The sequence below is a fragment of the Arthrobacter sp. FX8 genome (assembly GCF_026723805.1).
GTDB lineage: Bacteria > Actinomycetota > Actinomycetes > Actinomycetales > Micrococcaceae > Arthrobacter.
The window spans coordinates 1,712,766-1,727,216 of the sequence record NZ_CP113505.1; the positions used below are offsets into that span (position 1 = coordinate 1,712,766).

Sequence of the window (14,451 nt, forward strand, 5' to 3'; positions counted from 1 at the left end):
TAGCCCCGCAGCAGGCATCCGGGCATGATGGGCCTGACAGCGAGGGTCCGACGAGGGAGCAGACATGAGCATAGCCGGGGCACCAATTGCCAGGATCGTGGTGGGCGTCGACGGATCGGAACCGTCCCTGGAGGCACTTCGCCAGGCCCAACGGCTCGCCACTCCCCTCGGCGCCAAGGTCCAGGCGATCGCCTGCTGGGAGTACCCGCAGGTGTACTCGGGCTACGTCATGATGGGCATTGAGGGCTTCGAGGAAGGCGCCAAGAAGGTCCTGGACGACGCGATGGTGCAGGCTTTCGGCGCCGAGATGCCGGCCAACGTCACCTCGACCCTTGTCCGCGGCCATCCGCGTGAGGCGCTGATCGACGCCAGCCGGGACGCCGACATGATCGTGGTGGGGCGCCGCGGGCACGGCGGGTTCGGCGGCCTGCTCCTGGGCTCCGTCAGCTCCGCCATCGTGGCCCATGCCCACTGCCCGGTACTGGTGGTCCACACGCCCGAGAGCGGAGCCCACAGCTCCAAGGAGTCCTGAACGGTACGTCCGGGCGGGAAAGGTACTGACCTCCGGGACGGGTGATGGCATTGCCGCTCAGTGAGGCACGACGGCGGACACCCGCCATAGCGCTCGCCGCCGCCCTGGTGGTCCTCGCCATTTCACTGGCCCTGTTGCTCCCGGTGCCCTCGGCCGGTCCGCCGTCGGCATCACCGACGGCTCCCTCCCCGCTGCCCAGCGGCTCCAGCCAGCCCGGCACAGCCAGCCCAACCGTCTCCACCCCCGCGCCGGGGCCGCAGGAGACGGAGACACCCGAAGCGGGCCAGGCTCCCGTCGAGCCCCCGGTCGTCGTGCCGCCGGTTCCCGAACCGCAGCCCACGGAGCCACCGGCCGGCCCGACGCCACCCCGGGAGCCGGGTACTCCCCCGCAACCGGCGCCGTTCCCGGAATCCCTCCGCGGCCAGGACCTGACCGTCATCCCGGGGGCAGGCCGGGTGGTTGCCCTCACCTTCGATGCCGGAGCCAACGCGGCAGGACTGCCCAAAATCCTGCCCACCCTCGCCGCCAAGGGGGTCGCCGGGACGTTTTTCCTGACCGGCAACTGGGCGGCGAACAACCCGCAGGCCGTAGCGCAGATCGTGGCCGCCGGGCACCGGGTGGCCAACCACTCCATGACCCACCCGGGCTTCACCGGACTGGGCAACGACCAGATCTTCCAACAGGTGCGTGGTGCCGAGCAGGCCATCCTGGCAGCCGGCGCCGATCCAAGGCCGCTGTTCCGCTTCCCCTACGGCGAGCGGGACGCACGCACCATCGCTGCAGTCAACTCCCTGGGCTACGTGGCCGTCAGGTGGACCGTGGACACCCTGGGCTGGAAAGGCGCCAGTGGAGGTTCCAGCGTGCAGTCGGTGGCCGACCGCGTCCAGGCCGGCCTGCAGCCCGGTGAAATCGTCCTCATGCACATCGGGTCCAATCCCGACGACGGCACCACCCTCGACGCCGACGCCCTCCCCGGATCATTGACCGCACCGCTGCCGCAGGATACGGCTTCACCACGCTCGATGCCCTGCCGGGGCAGTGAGGCCGCGGCACCATGGCGAAGACCCGGCCCTCCCGACGCGGGCACGTGCAGCCCCGCGGCCGGAACCATCCTCCACCGGCCGCCAACCGGACGCTGTCCCTGATCCGGCACACCACGGGCTGCCGGTCCACGAGGTCGTCCTGCTGCTGGAAACGGATGCGGCCAGGGGCCTTGGCCAGGCGGAGGTAGCGCGCCGGCGCGCCCAGTTTGGCGCGAACGAGCTTCCCCGGTCCAGGGGCGGGGGAATCGCCCGCAAGCTGGGGCGCCAGTTCAACAACCCGCTGGTCTACGTCCTGTTGGCCGCCGCCGCCGTCACCGTGGTCCTTGGCGCGTTCCTGGACGCCGGCGTCATCCTCGCCGTAGTGCTGGTCAACACGCTGATCGGATTCGTCCAGGAAGTCCGGGCAGAAGCGGCCCTGGACGCCCTTCACTCGCTTGTCCGCACCCACGCCACCGTCATGCGCGGCGGCGAACGGAGGCAGGTTCCATCCGAGGACCTGGTCCCCGGCGACCTTGTGCTGCTGGAGGCCGGCGACAAGGTACCGGCTGACCTCCGCCTGGTGCGCCTGTCCGCCTTACGAGCGGACGAATCCGCGCTGACGGGAGAATCCGACCCCGTGCCCAAGGACGAGGTGGTCCTGCCCCCGGTCACGCCGGTGGCAGACCGGAGGAACATGCTGTACAGCGGCACCCTGGTGACCGCCGGCACGGGTGCGGGGGTCGTCGTCGCCATCGGCGGCGAAACCGAACTTGGCGAGATCCACCGCCTCATGGGGACGGTCCGGCCGGTGGCCACGCCGTTGACGGTCAAACTGGCACGCTTCAGCTCGACGCTCACCATAGCCATCCTGGCCCTCGCCGCCGTGGCCTTCCTTGCCGGGCTGGCACATGGCGAGCAGCCGGGGCAAATGTTTACTGCCGCCGTCGCCCTGGCCGTGGGAGCCATCCCCGAAGGCCTTCCTGCCGCCGTCACCGTGACGCTTGCCATTGGCGTCCGCCGCATGGCGCGCCGCCGGGCCGTGGTCCGCCGGCTGCCGGTGGTGGAAACGCTGGGCAGCACCACGGTGATCTGCTCGGACAAGACGGGCACCTTCACCGAGAACCAGATGACAGTCCGGGCACTCTGGACCCCTTCCGGGACGTATGACGTTACGGGTTCCGGCTACGGACCGGAGGGACGCATCGCCCCGTCGGCAGCACAGCACACCGGCGGCCGGCAGCACGTGGCGGATTCAGCGGAGCACCCGGCGGACGGGGACGCTGCGCTGCAGTGGTCCCTCCTGGGCGGTGCAGCCTGTAACGACGCCACCGTCCGCAGGGAGGGGCAGGGGTGGCACGTACGGGGGGACCCAACGGAGGCCGCAATGCTGGTGGCAGCAGGGAAGGGCGGGATGGACGTATCCGGCTTCCTGGCGGCCAACCCGCGGAAGCAGGAACTGCCGTTCACGTCGGAGCGGCAGTTCATGGCCACCCTGCACCTTTCCACGCTTCCGCACGGAGCCGGCGTGGTGTTCGTCAAAGGGGCCGCCGAACGGGTCCTTGACCTCTGCGGCACGGAAATGGACAGGTACGGTGCCAACAGGCCCCTCCACAGGCAGGCCGCGCTCAATGCCGCACATGCGCTCGCGGACAGCGGGCTCCGCGTGCTGGCCACGGCCATGATGCGCCTTCCCCGGACAGCCGGCCTCTCTCCGCCATCCAATTGCGGGGCCGGATGACCCTGACCGGGCTCCAGGCCATGCACGACCCTCCCCGGGAAGCGGCCGCGGCGGCAGTGGCGGCCTGCCGGCGTGCCGGCGTGGCGGTCAAGATGATCACCGGAGACCACGTGCGGACTGCCGTGACCGTTGCCGCTGCGGTGGGCCTGGCCGCCGACCATGACAGCGGAACAGCCCTGACAGGCGCGGAGCTGGACGTCATTGCACCTGACCAGTTCGCCGATGCCGTGGAACGGGCCACGGTTTTCGCCCGGGTCTCGCCGGAACAGAAGCTCCGCCTGATCGGGGCCCTGCAGTCCCGCGGACACGTGGCCGCCATGACCGGGGATGGCGTCAACGACGCGCCGGCCCTCCGGCAGGCGAATGTCGGCATTTCGATGGGACGCACCGGAACGGAGGTGGCCAAGGAGGCATCGGACATCGTCCTCACCGATGACGACTTTGCCACCATTGAGGCCGCCGTTGAAGAAGGCCGGAATGTCTTCGACAACCTGACCAAATTCATCGTCTGGACCCTGCCCACCAACATGGCCGAGGGGCTGGTGATCCTCGTGGCCATCCTGCTGGGCGCAACGCTGCCCATCCTGCCCACCCAGATCCTCTGGATCAATATGACCACCGCTGTTGCCCTTGGACTCATGCTTGCCTTTGAGCCAAAGGAACCAGGACTGATGTCCCGGCCGCCACGGCCGCCGGACCGCCCCCTCCTGACGTGGGCACTCACCGTGCGGATCCTGCTCGTTTCGGCCCTCCTCGTCGCCGGGGCATGGTGGCTCTTCGAACATGAATTGGCCGTCGGTGCCTCTGTTGCACAGGCCCGGACGTCCGCCGTGAACCTCTTCGTGGCCGTGGAGGTGTCCTACCTCTTCAGCTGCCGGTCGCTGACCCGGCCGGCGTGGCGGATAAGGCCGTTCAGCAACCGCTGGCTCCTGGTCGGCGTCGCGGTGCAGGCGGCCGGCCAACTGGCACTCACGTATGCGCCGCTGATGAACGGGCTCTTCCACACCGCCCCCATCAGCGGCGAAGCGTGGCTGCGGATCCTTGGCCTGGCCCTGCTCGCATCCGTGGCAGTCGCCGTGGACAAGCGTTTGCGGCGCCGCGGCTTCTAGTGCGCATACCCCGCGGCTGCAGCATCCGGCATAAGGCGCAGCAACACCAGGCCTGTGACCACGGCCATCACTGCCGCCATGAGGACCGCCGCCCCCACGCCAATCACCGCGATCAGCCAGGCAGGCTGGTCCGGCTGCCACAAAGGCGGGGCAACCAGCATGAACGCTGCAAGACCCGCCGCCCAGGCCGCGGCGTTGCCGGCGATCCACGGCCACGCCCGCCGGACATGGTGCCGCAGCTCAAACCACTGGGCAGTGCCAATGGATCCGAGCAGCAGGATTGCCGCCGCGCCACCCGCAGTCAGCCGGAGCGGAAGCGGCCAGTCCTGCCATTCCCCGAAGGTGGACGGCAGCATGCCCACGGACCAGGCGAATGCCGCGGCCACCGCGGTCAGCAGGACCCAGCGGGCCGCGGAGATCCCCGGCAACCGGTTCCGCAGGACGCGGACCTGGAACCATCCCAGGACAGCTCCTTCGGCGAGGCCGGCCAGTACCAGGAGTGCAAATTCCGCGCGCGGCCAGGCAGTGGCCGCAAGAAACCACGCAAGGACCGGGGCGAGGAAGCCCAAGCTCTCGCCCAGGGTCGCCCAGCCCACCCAACGGGTGAGGAACGCACGGCGGGCTGTCCCGCCGTCGTACGTGCTGTCCGCAACGGCCACGGTGCCATCCTCCCTTTCCGCTTTACTCTCCTGCAACGGAACCGGATGCTCATCCAGATTCACCGTGCCCGCGCCGCCACCGCCAGTGCCATAAGCCCCCGGTGCGGAAGTTCCGCACATTCCGGCAGCCGAGGACCGGAGCCTGGTACCCGGCCCCGGAACAGGACTAATGGCTCTGCCCTGGACACCGGCAGAAACCAATACTGGAAGGGAAGGCGGACGGCTGGCGTCCGCCTCCACTTCAGCGGAGGTCGTGACGTGTACGGCTGGAACGACGGCATGGGCCTGTGGGGCTATGTCCTGATGAGCATCAGCATGGTGGTGGTCTGGGGAGCAATCATCACCGGCATTGTCCTGCTGGCCCGTTCCCTGCGGGCTCCCTCCCCGGGTGCACCCCGGCCCCCGTCGCCACTAACGGCAGAAGACGTACTGGCCGAGCGTTTCGCGCGCGGCGAGATCGACGTCGCGGAATACCGGAACAGGCTGGCTGTCCTGCGCGGCCAGCCGGGTACCTGAGTTCCGGTTCCCGCAGGCAATGGATAGTGGGTGCAGCTGTGCCGCTCTCTGAATTTGAAAAACGCGAACTCGAACTGATCGGCCATGGCCTGGAGGAGGAAGACCCCGGATTCGCGGCCCTGCTCGGAAGGGATGCCTTCGTACTGTCGCTTCGCACCCGCGTCAGGCGCGGACTCCTGCTTTTCGCGGCGGGCGTGGGCGTCCTGCTCCTTGGCCTGGTGGTCCGGGCGCCCTACCTGGGCATCGCAGGCTTCGCCGTCATGAACGGCGGAGCGTACTGGGCCATCAAAGACCTCCGCTGGTCCTTGCGGGCCAACCACCGGCACGTCGCCCAACTGGAAGGCAACAACGAATGAACACCAACAGCGGTAACGGCACGGAAGCCGGCTCCGAGGCGCGTGCGCTGCAGGCGGTGGAAGCCCACCATGCCGACATGCTGCGGCAACTGAACGCGCTGGTGGGACTGCTGACGGAGGCCGTGGAGGCACGGGACCCTGCCGCCGGACAGGAAACGCAGGCTGCGTTGCTGGACTGGTGCGACACGGTGCTGGTGCCGCACGCCCTGGCAGAAGAAGGGCCGCTGTACAGCGGGCCCCACGGCCTGCCGGAAGCGAAGCTGCTGGTGGACGGCATGCTGGCCGAGCATCAGGTCATCGTGGGCCTGGTTGATGAGCTCAGGACCGCCGAAGGCGTTGCTGCCGCCGTGGCCGCCGGGGCCATCCAACGGATTTTCGCCCTGCACCTGGACAAGGAGAACCGCCTCCTGATGCCCTTCATCATCCAATCCCCCGGCCTGTCACTCGCACAGGCAGTCGAAGGGCTTCACGAACTGGTGGGGGAAGGCGCGGCACACCATCATGGGGACGGCCAGCACAGCCACTAGGGCGGGATGACACGTACGACGGCGGGATGCCGGGTCGGTCAGTCAGGGCGCCTGCAATCAGGCCGCCGGGTCAGGGCTCCCCGTCAGGGCGCTTGCCTGGCCGGTGTCCCCCGCGCCGTCCGCCTCCGGGGCGTGCACCACCAGCACGGGACAGTGGGCATGGCTCACGCACGTCGAACTGACGGAGCCAAGGACAAAGCTCCCATGTCCCCGCCTGCCCACGATCAGCAAGGAGGCGTTGCGGCTCGCGTCGATGAGTACCGGCCCTGGCTTACCCCGTACCAGGCGGGCATGCACGAAGGCCGGCAGCTCCCCGAATGCTTCTTCCAGTGCCTGCTGGAGGACCTGGTGGGCCGCGTACTTGAACCCTTCGATCCCTACGGCGAGGTAAACCCCGTAGCCGGCCGGGACGTCCCAGCAGGCCCAGGCCTCAACCGTCGCTGACAGGGGCTCCGCCATGGCCCGGGCCACCCGGAGCGCGGCGATGGAGGCGTCTGATCCATCCACCCCAACGATGATCCTGGGGTGCGTTTCAGGGGCAGTCATGCCGGCTCCATTCACTGTTGTTGCCGCATTCCCTCCTGCGGGCATCCTGCAAGCGTCGTCCCCAGAATGGAACAAGTGCGCTTTCAGGGGTAGGGCCGAAGGTCATGACAGGAACAGGGCCCAGACTTCGGGTGCCGCCCTGCGGATCGCCGGCGGACTTAGGTCCCTTCCGGCAGGACGCCTCCTGGGGAACAATGGGCTCAGGCCCTCCCCGGGGGCCGCCCCCGCACGAATGCGGGATTTGGTCCTGGAGATTTGGGAGCGATCAGTGCAGATGCATGAAGCTGGGTCTGAGGCGGCAGGATCTCCCGGGCAGGTCCGGGTGTTCATCCTTGATGACCACGAACTTGTCCGGCAGGGGTTGAAGGACCTGTTGGAGGGCGAAGGGTTCCTTGTGGTGGGCGAAAGCGGCTCGGCTGCTGAGGCCACGCGCCGCATACCCGCACTGCACCCCGACATCGCCATCCTCGACGGAAGGCTTCCCGACGGCACGGGAATCGAGGTGTGCCGGGACGTGCGTTCCCTGGACCCCCGCCTGCGCTGCCTGATACTCACCAGCTACGACGACGAGCAGGCCCTTCGAGGCGCTGTCCTGGCCGGTGCCTCCGGATACATCCTGAAACAGATCAGGAGCGATGACCTCCTGGCCGGAATCCGGAAAGCGGCTGCGGGCGAGTCCCTCTTCGATCCGGGAGTTGAGCAGCAGATCATTACCGGACTGTCCACGGCACACACCGATCCCCGCCTTGAGGGCCTCAGCGCACAGGAGAAGAAGGTCCTGGCCCTGATCGGGCAGGGCCTGACCAACAGGCAAATCGGCGACGAACTGTTCCTGGCCGAGAAAACCGTCAAGAACTACGTTTCATCGATCCTGGCAAAACTGGGCTTCGAGCGCCGGACGCAGGCCGCTGTCTACGTCACCAAGAGCTCCACGGACACTGCCTGAGCCGGCAGATCAGGTGAGCCGGGCGGTCCATGTCACGGATGTGCCCTTGCCTGGCCCGCTCTCAATGATGCAACTGCCCTGCAACAACTCAGCCCGGTGGCGCATGTTCGCCAGGCCGCTCACCCGGGCAGGGTCGGCGAAGCCCCGGCCATTGTCGCGGATGAGAAGCTGGACCTGGTCCTTGCCCACCGCAACCGTGACCTCCACGTCGTCCGCGCCGGAATGCCGCAGCGCGTTACTGAGTCCTTCCGACAGCACGGACAGCAGATGGACGGCCACATCCTCCCGGATCGAGTCCACGGGGCCGTCCAGGGCCACCTTGGGGGTCAGGGCGTAGCTGCGCGAGTTTTCCCGGACCACCCGCAGGATCCGGCCCGTCAGCGGTTCGCGTTCCTCATCCGCCGTCCGGAGCGAGTAGATGGTGTCCCGCAGCTTGCGGATTGTTTCATCGAGTTCCGTGGTGACGGCGGCGATGCGCTCGTGCGCCACCGGGTCCACGGTGTAGCGGCGCAGGCTTTGGATGCTCAGGCCTGCGGCAAACAGGCGCTGGATGACGAGGTCGTGCAGGTCCCGCGCGATCCGTTCCCGGTCAGTGAACAGCAGGTTTTGTTCGCGCAGTGCGTTCACGCGCGCCAGGTCGAGCGCCAGCCCGATCCGGCTCCCGAAAATGGCACCCGACTCTGCGTCCGCCTGGTTGAAGGCGGCAGTTGCGTGTGCGCGGGCCAGCAGGAGAACGCCGTTGTCGCTGCTGCCATGCCCCAGGGAACACACGAGTACGGATCCGAGTTTCCCGGCCATTCCGGCCTCAAAGACCTGCCGCGGGTCCTTGGCCACAAAGGAGCCGCCGCCCTCGATCACGTCCCACACGGAGTGGGAGACCCTCCATTCCTGGCCTGCCTGGAGACCCTGCACACCAAGGCAGGACCGGCATCGAAGCACGCCTCCACCCGCCGGCACGGCCACCACTGCAAGTGCCGCATCCGATACCTTTAAAGCGGCGTCGGCAACGACGTCCAGGTTATCCGCGTCCCCGGGGCTGGACGCCATGATCAATCTGCTGCTGAGCTCCATGCCTGCTTCCAGCCACTTCTGCCGGCGCCCGCTGTCTTCAAAGAGGCGCGCGTTCTGGATCGCGACGCCGGCCGCCGCCGCCAGGGCAACGGCAAGGTCCTCATCGTCGGAGGTGAAATCCTCGCCACCTTGCTTTTCCGTCAGGTAGAGGTTGCCGAACACCTCGTCACGGACGCGGACGGGCACGCCAAGGAATGTCTTCATGGGCGGGTGGTTCGGCGGGAAGCCGGACGCAATGGGATGCCGGCCAAGGTCATGGAGCCGCAAGGGCTTTGGTTCGCGGATGAGCAGGCCAAGTACGCCGTGCCCCGTCGGCAGGTCGCCAATGGAGCGGATTCCGTCTTCATCAATACCCACCGTGATGAAGTGGCTCAGGGTGCGGTCTTCGCCAATGACGCCCATAGCGCCGTACCGTGCGCCGACCAGGGCGCAGGCCGAACGGACCAGGCGGTCAAGCACGGCCTCAAGGCTCAGATCCTCGGCGAGGGCCACCACCGCCGCCAGCAGGGCGTTGATGCGTTCCTGGGTATCCAGCTTTTCGTCGCCCCGGGCGGAAAAGTCCCGCAGCAGGTCTTCAACGGTGTCCCTAGTCGGCGGACGCCAGGGCTTCTCAGTGCTCACGTTCCACCTCCTGCGGCAAGAACCTGCCACGCTGCGGGTCCTTGGCGCGGTCCGGGGTCCGGAACGGAAATGCCTGCCCCGGGCCGCAAGTCCGCCTTCACTTGGGCATGAAGACGCTACCGGCACAATTCTAGGAGGCCCAGGCGAAAATTACCTCCGACCGTCCCGGATGGGTGCCTTTGCTGGCGCGGGACCTTCTTCCCTATCCCCGGGAGGTTTGCCGGTCCTAGGCTACGGCCATGAATACCGCAGCCACAGAACCTGACATCAAGGAACTCGGCGTCCACGATTGCTGGCGATACCTTCGTTCAACTTCCCTCTGCAGGATCGCCTTCTCCGAGGGGGACGCAGTGGAAAACTATCCGGTGAATTTTGTCCCCACCAACGGCACACTGCTCATTCGTACCGGCCAGGGAACAAAGCTCGCCTCCCTTGCCGACCGGAAAGTGGTAGCCGTCGAGGCGGACGGAATGAACCAGTACGGCACCATCGCCTGGAGCGTCATCATCAAGGGGCACGCCAAGGTTGTAACCGATGCGGAGGAAGTCCAGGACGCCATGGAGGCGGGCTTGTCCCCCTGGCAACCCGGCCAAAAAAATGTCCTGATCCGGATCACGCCGCAGGATATCAGCGGCCGGAGGTTCGTCATCGCGGCGCCGACCCATTGGTGGCCGGCCCGGGAGCCCAGCGCCGACTGACCCAGCGCCCACTAGCCCAGCGCCGACTGGCCAACGCTGATCAGGCCAACGCGGACCAGGCGGGCCGGTCAGGGCAACGTCATCCGGCTCCGCTCCACGTCCGTACCACACCCCTTCTCCAGCACCCCCTAAGGATGGTCCCCATGGCAACTGCCAAGCCAATCGCCGTCGGCATCACCAATACTTCGGCGTCCAACGCCGCCCTGTTGTGGGCAGCTGCCCGGGCCAACAGGCTCAAGTGCCCCCTCGCCGTCGTAAATGTGGTGGACGACCGCTGGATGGCCGCCGAAGTGCTCCCCTACCTTGAAGTCCTGCGTGAATCGGGGCTGGCGCTGTTGAAGGAGGCCGGTGAAAAAGCCACCGCAGCCGAACCCGGACTGCAGGTAACCCTCCAACTGCTCGAAGGAGGCATCGGGGCAGCCCTGGGCGACTATTCCAGGAATGCCTCCATGCTTGTCCTGGGCACCAGCGGCCACACGCGCGGCGCCCTGACGGACCGGGCCCTCCAGGCCGCCGCCACCGCGGAGTGCCCGGTGGCCGTCATCGGCGACGCCCAGGAGGCAGGCCGCGGCATCGTGGCGGGCGTGGATGGCTCGCGTGAAGCAACACAGGCAGTGGCTTTTGCGGCCGCGGAGGCTGACGCACTGGGCGAGGAGCTGACCGTCCTATATGCCTTCACCGGCCCCAACCGCTGGATTGCGGCAGGGCTGCCGCAGAGCAGTTTCGCCACCCACGTCGTCGAGGAGGAACAAATCGTGCTCGCCGAAACTGAGGCGGGCCTCCGGCAGGACTACCCGGACCTTGTGGTCAACACCAGGATGGAGACCGTTCTTGAGCCGGCGGACGCCCTGATCCGTGCTGCATCCGGCGCCCGGCTGCTGGTCCTGGGCAGCCGCGGAAAGGGTGGTTTCGAAAGGTTCGTCCTGGGATCCACGGCACACGCAGTGCTGTCGCAGCCGCCGTGCCCCACCGTGATCACCCGGGTGCACAAGCAGCAGCACGCCGACTGACCGGGTCAGCTGCCTGGCCACACCATGACAATTGCCGGGGACAACGGGAGACCGGTCCCGGGACTGGACGTGAGCCATCCCCGGGACGGACTCTCCACCGCAGAAGTGCGGGAGCGCACTGCCGCCGGCCGTGTCAACAGCGTGCCAACGGCAACCAGCAGGACCGCCTGGGAGATTGTCCAGGCGAACGTGTTCACCCTGTTCAACGGCGTGGTGGGAGGCTGCTTCATCCTGCTGCTGGTCCTTGGCCAGTGGCGTGATGCGCTGTTCGGCTTGTCCGCCATCAGCAATTCGCTGATCGGGATCATCCAGGAGTACCGGGCAAAGCGTTCCCTTGACCAGCTTGCCATTCTGCAGGCCGCCCGGAACACGGTGGTCAGGAACGGGGCCAGGGAAGTCGTCTCCTCGGACGAACTGGTCCCTGATGACCTGGTGGTGCTCAACGCCGGGGACCAGGTAACGGCAGACCTGGAGCTTCTTGGCGGGGCACCGCTTGAGGTGGACGAATCCCTGCTGACGGGCGAGTCGGAACCCGTTCCCAAAGCCGGCGGTGCCGTGCTGCTGTCCGGCTCGCTGATCCTCGCCGGCAGCGGCCGGGCCAGAGTGCTCCGCGTGGGACCCGACACCTTCGCTTACCGGCTGGCAGCCGAGGCACGGCGGTTCTCCCTTGTCCGGTCAGAGATCCGCAGGGGCCTGGAGAAAGTCTTTACCGTCATCACCTGGCTGTTGCTGCCCACCGCACTGCTGCTCACGAATGCGCAAATGCAGGACCAGGGCGGATGGGCTGGAGCCATGGGATCGGGGCGGTGGATACCGGCCGTTGTAGGAGCTGTTGCCGGGATCATGGCCATGATCCCCTTGGGCCTGCTCCTGATGACAAGCGTGGCCTTTGCCGTGGGCGGCCTCCGGCTCGCCCGCCAGAAGGTCCTGGTCCAGGAACTCGCCGCCGTGGAGGTATTGGCACGGGTGGATGTCCTCTGCCTGGATAAAACCGGCACCCTGTCCTCCGGCTCCGTGGTGTTTGACGCCGTCCATGAGGCCGGAACGGTTCCTGCGTCCGGATGGCGGCCGGCGGTGGAATGGTTTGGTGCCAATGCTGAGGCCAGCAGCACCGCTGCAGCCATCGGCGCGGCCTTTCCCGTGCGGGTTCCGCTGCAGGAGCAGGATTCCGTCCCGTTCTCCTCCGCCCGGAAGTGGAGTTCGGTGACGTTCGCGCCTGGCTCCGCCGCGTCCGGGACGTGGATCCTGGGAGCGCCGGATACGGTCCTCGGGTCCGCTGACTCTGCTGATGCGCACGCCAGGGCGGCGGCCCTCGCTTCCACCGGCCTGCGGACCCTGGTGCTGGCGCACCTCCCGGCGCCGCTGCCGCCGGGCCCCGCAGAGGCAGGCCTGCCGTCCGGGCTGATGCCGGTCATGCTGCTGACCTTCCGGGAGAGCATCCGCCAAGACGCCGCCTCCACCCTCGACTACTTCCGCCGGCAGGGGGTGACCGTCAAGATCATTTCCGGTGACGATCCCCGGACCGTGGCAGCGCTTGCGCGCGGGGTGGGTTTTGGAACCGGGGTTGCCTATGACGCACGCGCGCTTCCCCGGGATCCGCTGCTGCTGGAGGAAACGGTGGAGTCGCAAAGCCTCTTTGGAAGTGTGACCCCATCCCAGAAACGGGACCTGATCCAGGCCCTGAAGCGGCGGGGGCACACGGTGGCAATGACCGGGGACGGGGTGAACGACGTCCTGGCACTTAAGGATGCGGATCTTGGGATCGCCATGGACTCGGCATCCCCCGCGACCAAGGCCGTGGCCCGCATGGTCCTCCTGGACGGGCGCTTTGAACGGCTGCCGGCGGTGGTGGACGAGGGGCGCCGGGCCATCAGCAACATTGAGCGCGTCTCCCTGGTCTTCCTGAGCAAGACTGTCTACGCCACGGTCATCTCCGTGGTGACCGGCGTCCTGTTGCTGGCCTTCCCGTTCCTGCCCCGGCAACTGTCCGCACTGGACGGACTGACCATCGGCCTGCCGGCGTTCTTCCTTGCCCTGCAGCCCGGCGGCCAGCGTTATGCCCCCGGGTTCCTGAGGCGTGCCCTGGCCTTCGCGGTCCCGGCAGGCATCTGCACGGCCCTGTGTGTCCTGGCGGTCAGCGCGTACGGGCAGTTGTGGGGCGGCCACAGCCTTGAGTCCGCCCAGTCCGCGGCAACGGTGACACTCGGCCTGGTGGCCGCGTGGATCCTGGTGATGGCATCACGCCCCCTCAACCGGATCAAGGTGTTGGTCCTTGCCGGGATGTACGCGGGGCTGGTCCTGTTGTTCAGCGTTCCCTTGACGCAGGACTTCTTCCGGGTTGAGTGGCCGCCCGCCGGACTGCTGGCCGTCTCGGTTGCAGTTGCCCTGGCAGGGTGCCTGGCCATCGAACTGGTTGGCCGCCTGACCCGCCGGCCACCGGCGGGTCACGGCCGAACGGGGCTGGGACCTTTGCCTCTGGAGCCGGATTCATCGAAAGGGGATGGTGGAAGTGCCGGGCAACGCGATGGTCCGGCTTCCACATGAGCAGGAGGCAAGAATGACTGACCTGATGAAATGGTTTGATAACCGCCGCTCCCCCATCGATGTCATCGAACGGCTTTTCGAGGGTGACCTGGGGTCCTCCGCCATCAGGGTCGAAGAGATGGTGGACGGCAACACGCTGGTGGTGCGGGCAGAGCTGCCCGGCATCGATCCGGAGAAGGACGTGGACGTGACGGTTACGGACGGTGTCCTGACCATCAAGGGAGAACGGCAGGAAAAGAAGGAACACAAGGAGAAGGACAGCTACCGGTCCGAGTTCCGCTACGGTTCCTTCGTCCGGCGGATCCCCCTCCCCACCGGGGTGAAACAAGACGACGTAACGGCTGCATACAAGGACGGGGTCCTTGAAGTGCGGGCTCCCATGCCGGAGCAGGTGCAGGCAACCGGGGCGTCCAAGATCCCCATTACCAGGGGCTGAGCAGAGTCACGGTACGACGACGGTGCCTGGCTTCCGGGGAGACTGTCCCCTGGGGTGCCAGGCACTTTCCTGTGGCCGCCAGGGCAGTACGCGGGGACACGCAGTATGCCTTGGGCAGCG

At 67.4% G+C, this 14,451-nt stretch carries 15 protein-coding genes; 12 read left to right on the forward strand and 3 right to left on the reverse strand.

Going from position 1 to position 14,451, the window contains the following annotated elements:
* Positions 1–64: 64 nt before the first annotated feature.
* From OUO20_RS07770 to OUO20_RS07785, 4 genes are read left to right on the forward strand one after another with little or no spacing between them, the layout of a single operon-like run.
* The gene (locus OUO20_RS07770) at positions 65–532 is read left to right on the forward strand and encodes a universal stress protein (protein ID WP_056390546.1); all 468 of its coding nucleotides are present in this window, start codon (positions 65–67) and stop codon (positions 530–532) included.
* Positions 533–576: 44 nt separating this feature from the next.
* The gene (locus OUO20_RS07775) at positions 577–1,677 is read left to right on the forward strand and encodes a polysaccharide deacetylase family protein (RefSeq protein WP_268003191.1); all 1,101 of its coding nucleotides are present in this window, start codon (positions 577–579) and stop codon (positions 1,675–1,677) included.
* Positions 1,571–3,292, forward strand: a complete 1,722-nt coding sequence (locus OUO20_RS07780) for a cation-translocating P-type ATPase (RefSeq protein ID WP_268003192.1) — start codon at positions 1,571–1,573, stop codon at positions 3,290–3,292. The genes OUO20_RS07775 and OUO20_RS07780 overlap by 107 nt, the downstream gene beginning before the upstream one ends.
* The gene (locus OUO20_RS07785; RefSeq protein WP_268003193.1) at positions 3,289–4,401 is read left to right on the forward strand and encodes an HAD-IC family P-type ATPase; all 1,113 of its coding nucleotides are present in this window, start codon (positions 3,289–3,291) and stop codon (positions 4,399–4,401) included. Before OUO20_RS07780 ends, OUO20_RS07785 begins: the two co-directional genes overlap by 4 nt.
* Here the strand turns inward: OUO20_RS07785 and OUO20_RS07790 are convergent.
* Complete coding sequence (locus tag OUO20_RS07790; protein WP_268003194.1) at positions 4,398–5,060, reverse strand: hypothetical protein; 663 nt, start codon at positions 5,058–5,060, stop codon at positions 4,398–4,400. The genes OUO20_RS07785 and OUO20_RS07790 overlap by 4 nt on opposite strands.
* 258 nt (positions 5,061–5,318) lie before the next feature.
* Here OUO20_RS07790 and OUO20_RS07795 point away from each other — a divergent pair, with 258 nt between their 5' ends.
* The 3 genes from OUO20_RS07795 to OUO20_RS07805 are packed head-to-tail and all read left to right on the forward strand — an operon-like array spanning position 5,319 to position 6,459.
* Entirely contained in the window at positions 5,319–5,576 is a 258-nt protein-coding gene (locus OUO20_RS07795; RefSeq protein WP_082581719.1) for an SHOCT domain-containing protein, read from the forward strand.
* Positions 5,577–5,614: 38 nt separating this feature from the next.
* On the forward strand, positions 5,615–5,932 hold the full coding sequence (locus OUO20_RS07800) for a DUF3040 domain-containing protein (RefSeq protein ID WP_018769383.1): 318 nt from the start codon (positions 5,615–5,617) through the stop codon (positions 5,930–5,932).
* Complete coding sequence (locus OUO20_RS07805) at positions 5,929–6,459, forward strand: hemerythrin domain-containing protein (protein WP_268003195.1); 531 nt, start codon at positions 5,929–5,931, stop codon at positions 6,457–6,459. Before OUO20_RS07800 ends, OUO20_RS07805 begins: the two co-directional genes overlap by 4 nt.
* Positions 6,460–6,516: 57 nt before the next feature.
* On the opposite strand, the gene OUO20_RS07810 is transcribed toward OUO20_RS07805, so the two are convergent.
* A complete protein-coding gene (locus OUO20_RS07810) occupies positions 6,517–7,005 on the reverse strand; it encodes a universal stress protein (RefSeq protein WP_018769385.1) in 489 nt (162 codons plus the stop codon).
* A gap of 274 nt (positions 7,006–7,279) precedes the next feature.
* On the opposite strand from OUO20_RS07810, the gene OUO20_RS07815 reads away from it, so the two are divergent.
* Positions 7,280–7,951: a response regulator gene (locus OUO20_RS07815; RefSeq protein WP_051081367.1), complete on the forward strand. Its 672-nt coding sequence runs from the start codon at positions 7,280–7,282 to the stop codon at positions 7,949–7,951.
* A 9-nt stretch (positions 7,952–7,960) separates the two neighbouring features.
* Here the strand turns inward: OUO20_RS07815 and OUO20_RS07820 are convergent, their stop codons facing one another.
* Entirely contained in the window at positions 7,961–9,643 is a 1,683-nt protein-coding gene (locus OUO20_RS07820; protein ID WP_268003196.1) for a GAF domain-containing sensor histidine kinase, read from the reverse strand.
* Positions 9,644–9,882: 239 nt separating this feature from the next.
* Between OUO20_RS07820 and OUO20_RS07825 the strand changes: the two genes are divergently transcribed.
* The 4 genes from OUO20_RS07825 to OUO20_RS07840 all read left to right on the forward strand — a co-directional run bounded on the left by OUO20_RS07825 (position 9,883) and on the right by OUO20_RS07840 (position 14,331).
* Positions 9,883–10,341 carry a pyridoxamine 5'-phosphate oxidase family protein gene (locus tag OUO20_RS07825; RefSeq protein WP_018769388.1) on the forward strand — a complete coding sequence of 153 codons (459 nt, stop codon included), beginning with the start codon at positions 9,883–9,885 and terminating at the stop codon, positions 10,339–10,341.
* A 143-nt stretch (positions 10,342–10,484) separates the two neighbouring features.
* The gene (locus OUO20_RS07830) at positions 10,485–11,351 is read left to right on the forward strand and encodes a universal stress protein (RefSeq protein ID WP_268003197.1); all 867 of its coding nucleotides are present in this window, start codon (positions 10,485–10,487) and stop codon (positions 11,349–11,351) included.
* Between the two features lie 24 nt (positions 11,352–11,375).
* Positions 11,376–13,895: a cation-translocating P-type ATPase gene (locus OUO20_RS07835; protein ID WP_268003198.1), complete on the forward strand. Its 2,520-nt coding sequence runs from the start codon at positions 11,376–11,378 to the stop codon at positions 13,893–13,895.
* Positions 13,896–13,908: 13 nt separating this feature from the next.
* Positions 13,909–14,331, forward strand: coding sequence for an Hsp20/alpha crystallin family protein (locus OUO20_RS07840; protein WP_018769391.1), 423 nt, complete (start codon positions 13,909–13,911; stop codon positions 14,329–14,331).
* Positions 14,332–14,451 lie beyond the last annotated feature (120 nt).

What these genes read in the sequence shown, in the direction of transcription:
- OUO20_RS07815 (WP_051081367.1), top strand. Translation starts at nt 7,280, where the DNA reads ATGCATGAAGCTGGGTCTGAGGCGGCAGGATCTCCCGGGCAGGTCCGG.
- OUO20_RS07770 (WP_056390546.1), top strand. Translation starts at nt 65, where the DNA reads ATGAGCATAGCCGGGGCACCAATTGCCAGGATCGTGGTGGGCGTCGAC.
- OUO20_RS07805 (WP_268003195.1), top strand. Translation starts at nt 5,929, where the DNA reads ATGAACACCAACAGCGGTAACGGCACGGAAGCCGGCTCCGAGGCGCGT.
- OUO20_RS07810 (WP_018769385.1), bottom strand. Translation starts at nt 7,005, where the DNA reads ATGACTGCCCCTGAAACGCACCCCAGGATCATCGTTGGGGTGGATGGA.
- OUO20_RS07835 (WP_268003198.1), top strand. Translation starts at nt 11,376, where the DNA reads ATGACAATTGCCGGGGACAACGGGAGACCGGTCCCGGGACTGGACGTG.
- OUO20_RS07775 (WP_268003191.1), top strand. Translation starts at nt 577, where the DNA reads ATGGCATTGCCGCTCAGTGAGGCACGACGGCGGACACCCGCCATAGCG.
- OUO20_RS07840 (WP_018769391.1), top strand. Translation starts at nt 13,909, where the DNA reads ATGACTGACCTGATGAAATGGTTTGATAACCGCCGCTCCCCCATCGAT.
- OUO20_RS07785 (WP_268003193.1), top strand. Translation starts at nt 3,289, where the DNA reads ATGACCCTGACCGGGCTCCAGGCCATGCACGACCCTCCCCGGGAAGCG.
- OUO20_RS07825 (WP_018769388.1), top strand. Translation starts at nt 9,883, where the DNA reads ATGAATACCGCAGCCACAGAACCTGACATCAAGGAACTCGGCGTCCAC.
- OUO20_RS07830 (WP_268003197.1), top strand. Translation starts at nt 10,485, where the DNA reads ATGGCAACTGCCAAGCCAATCGCCGTCGGCATCACCAATACTTCGGCG.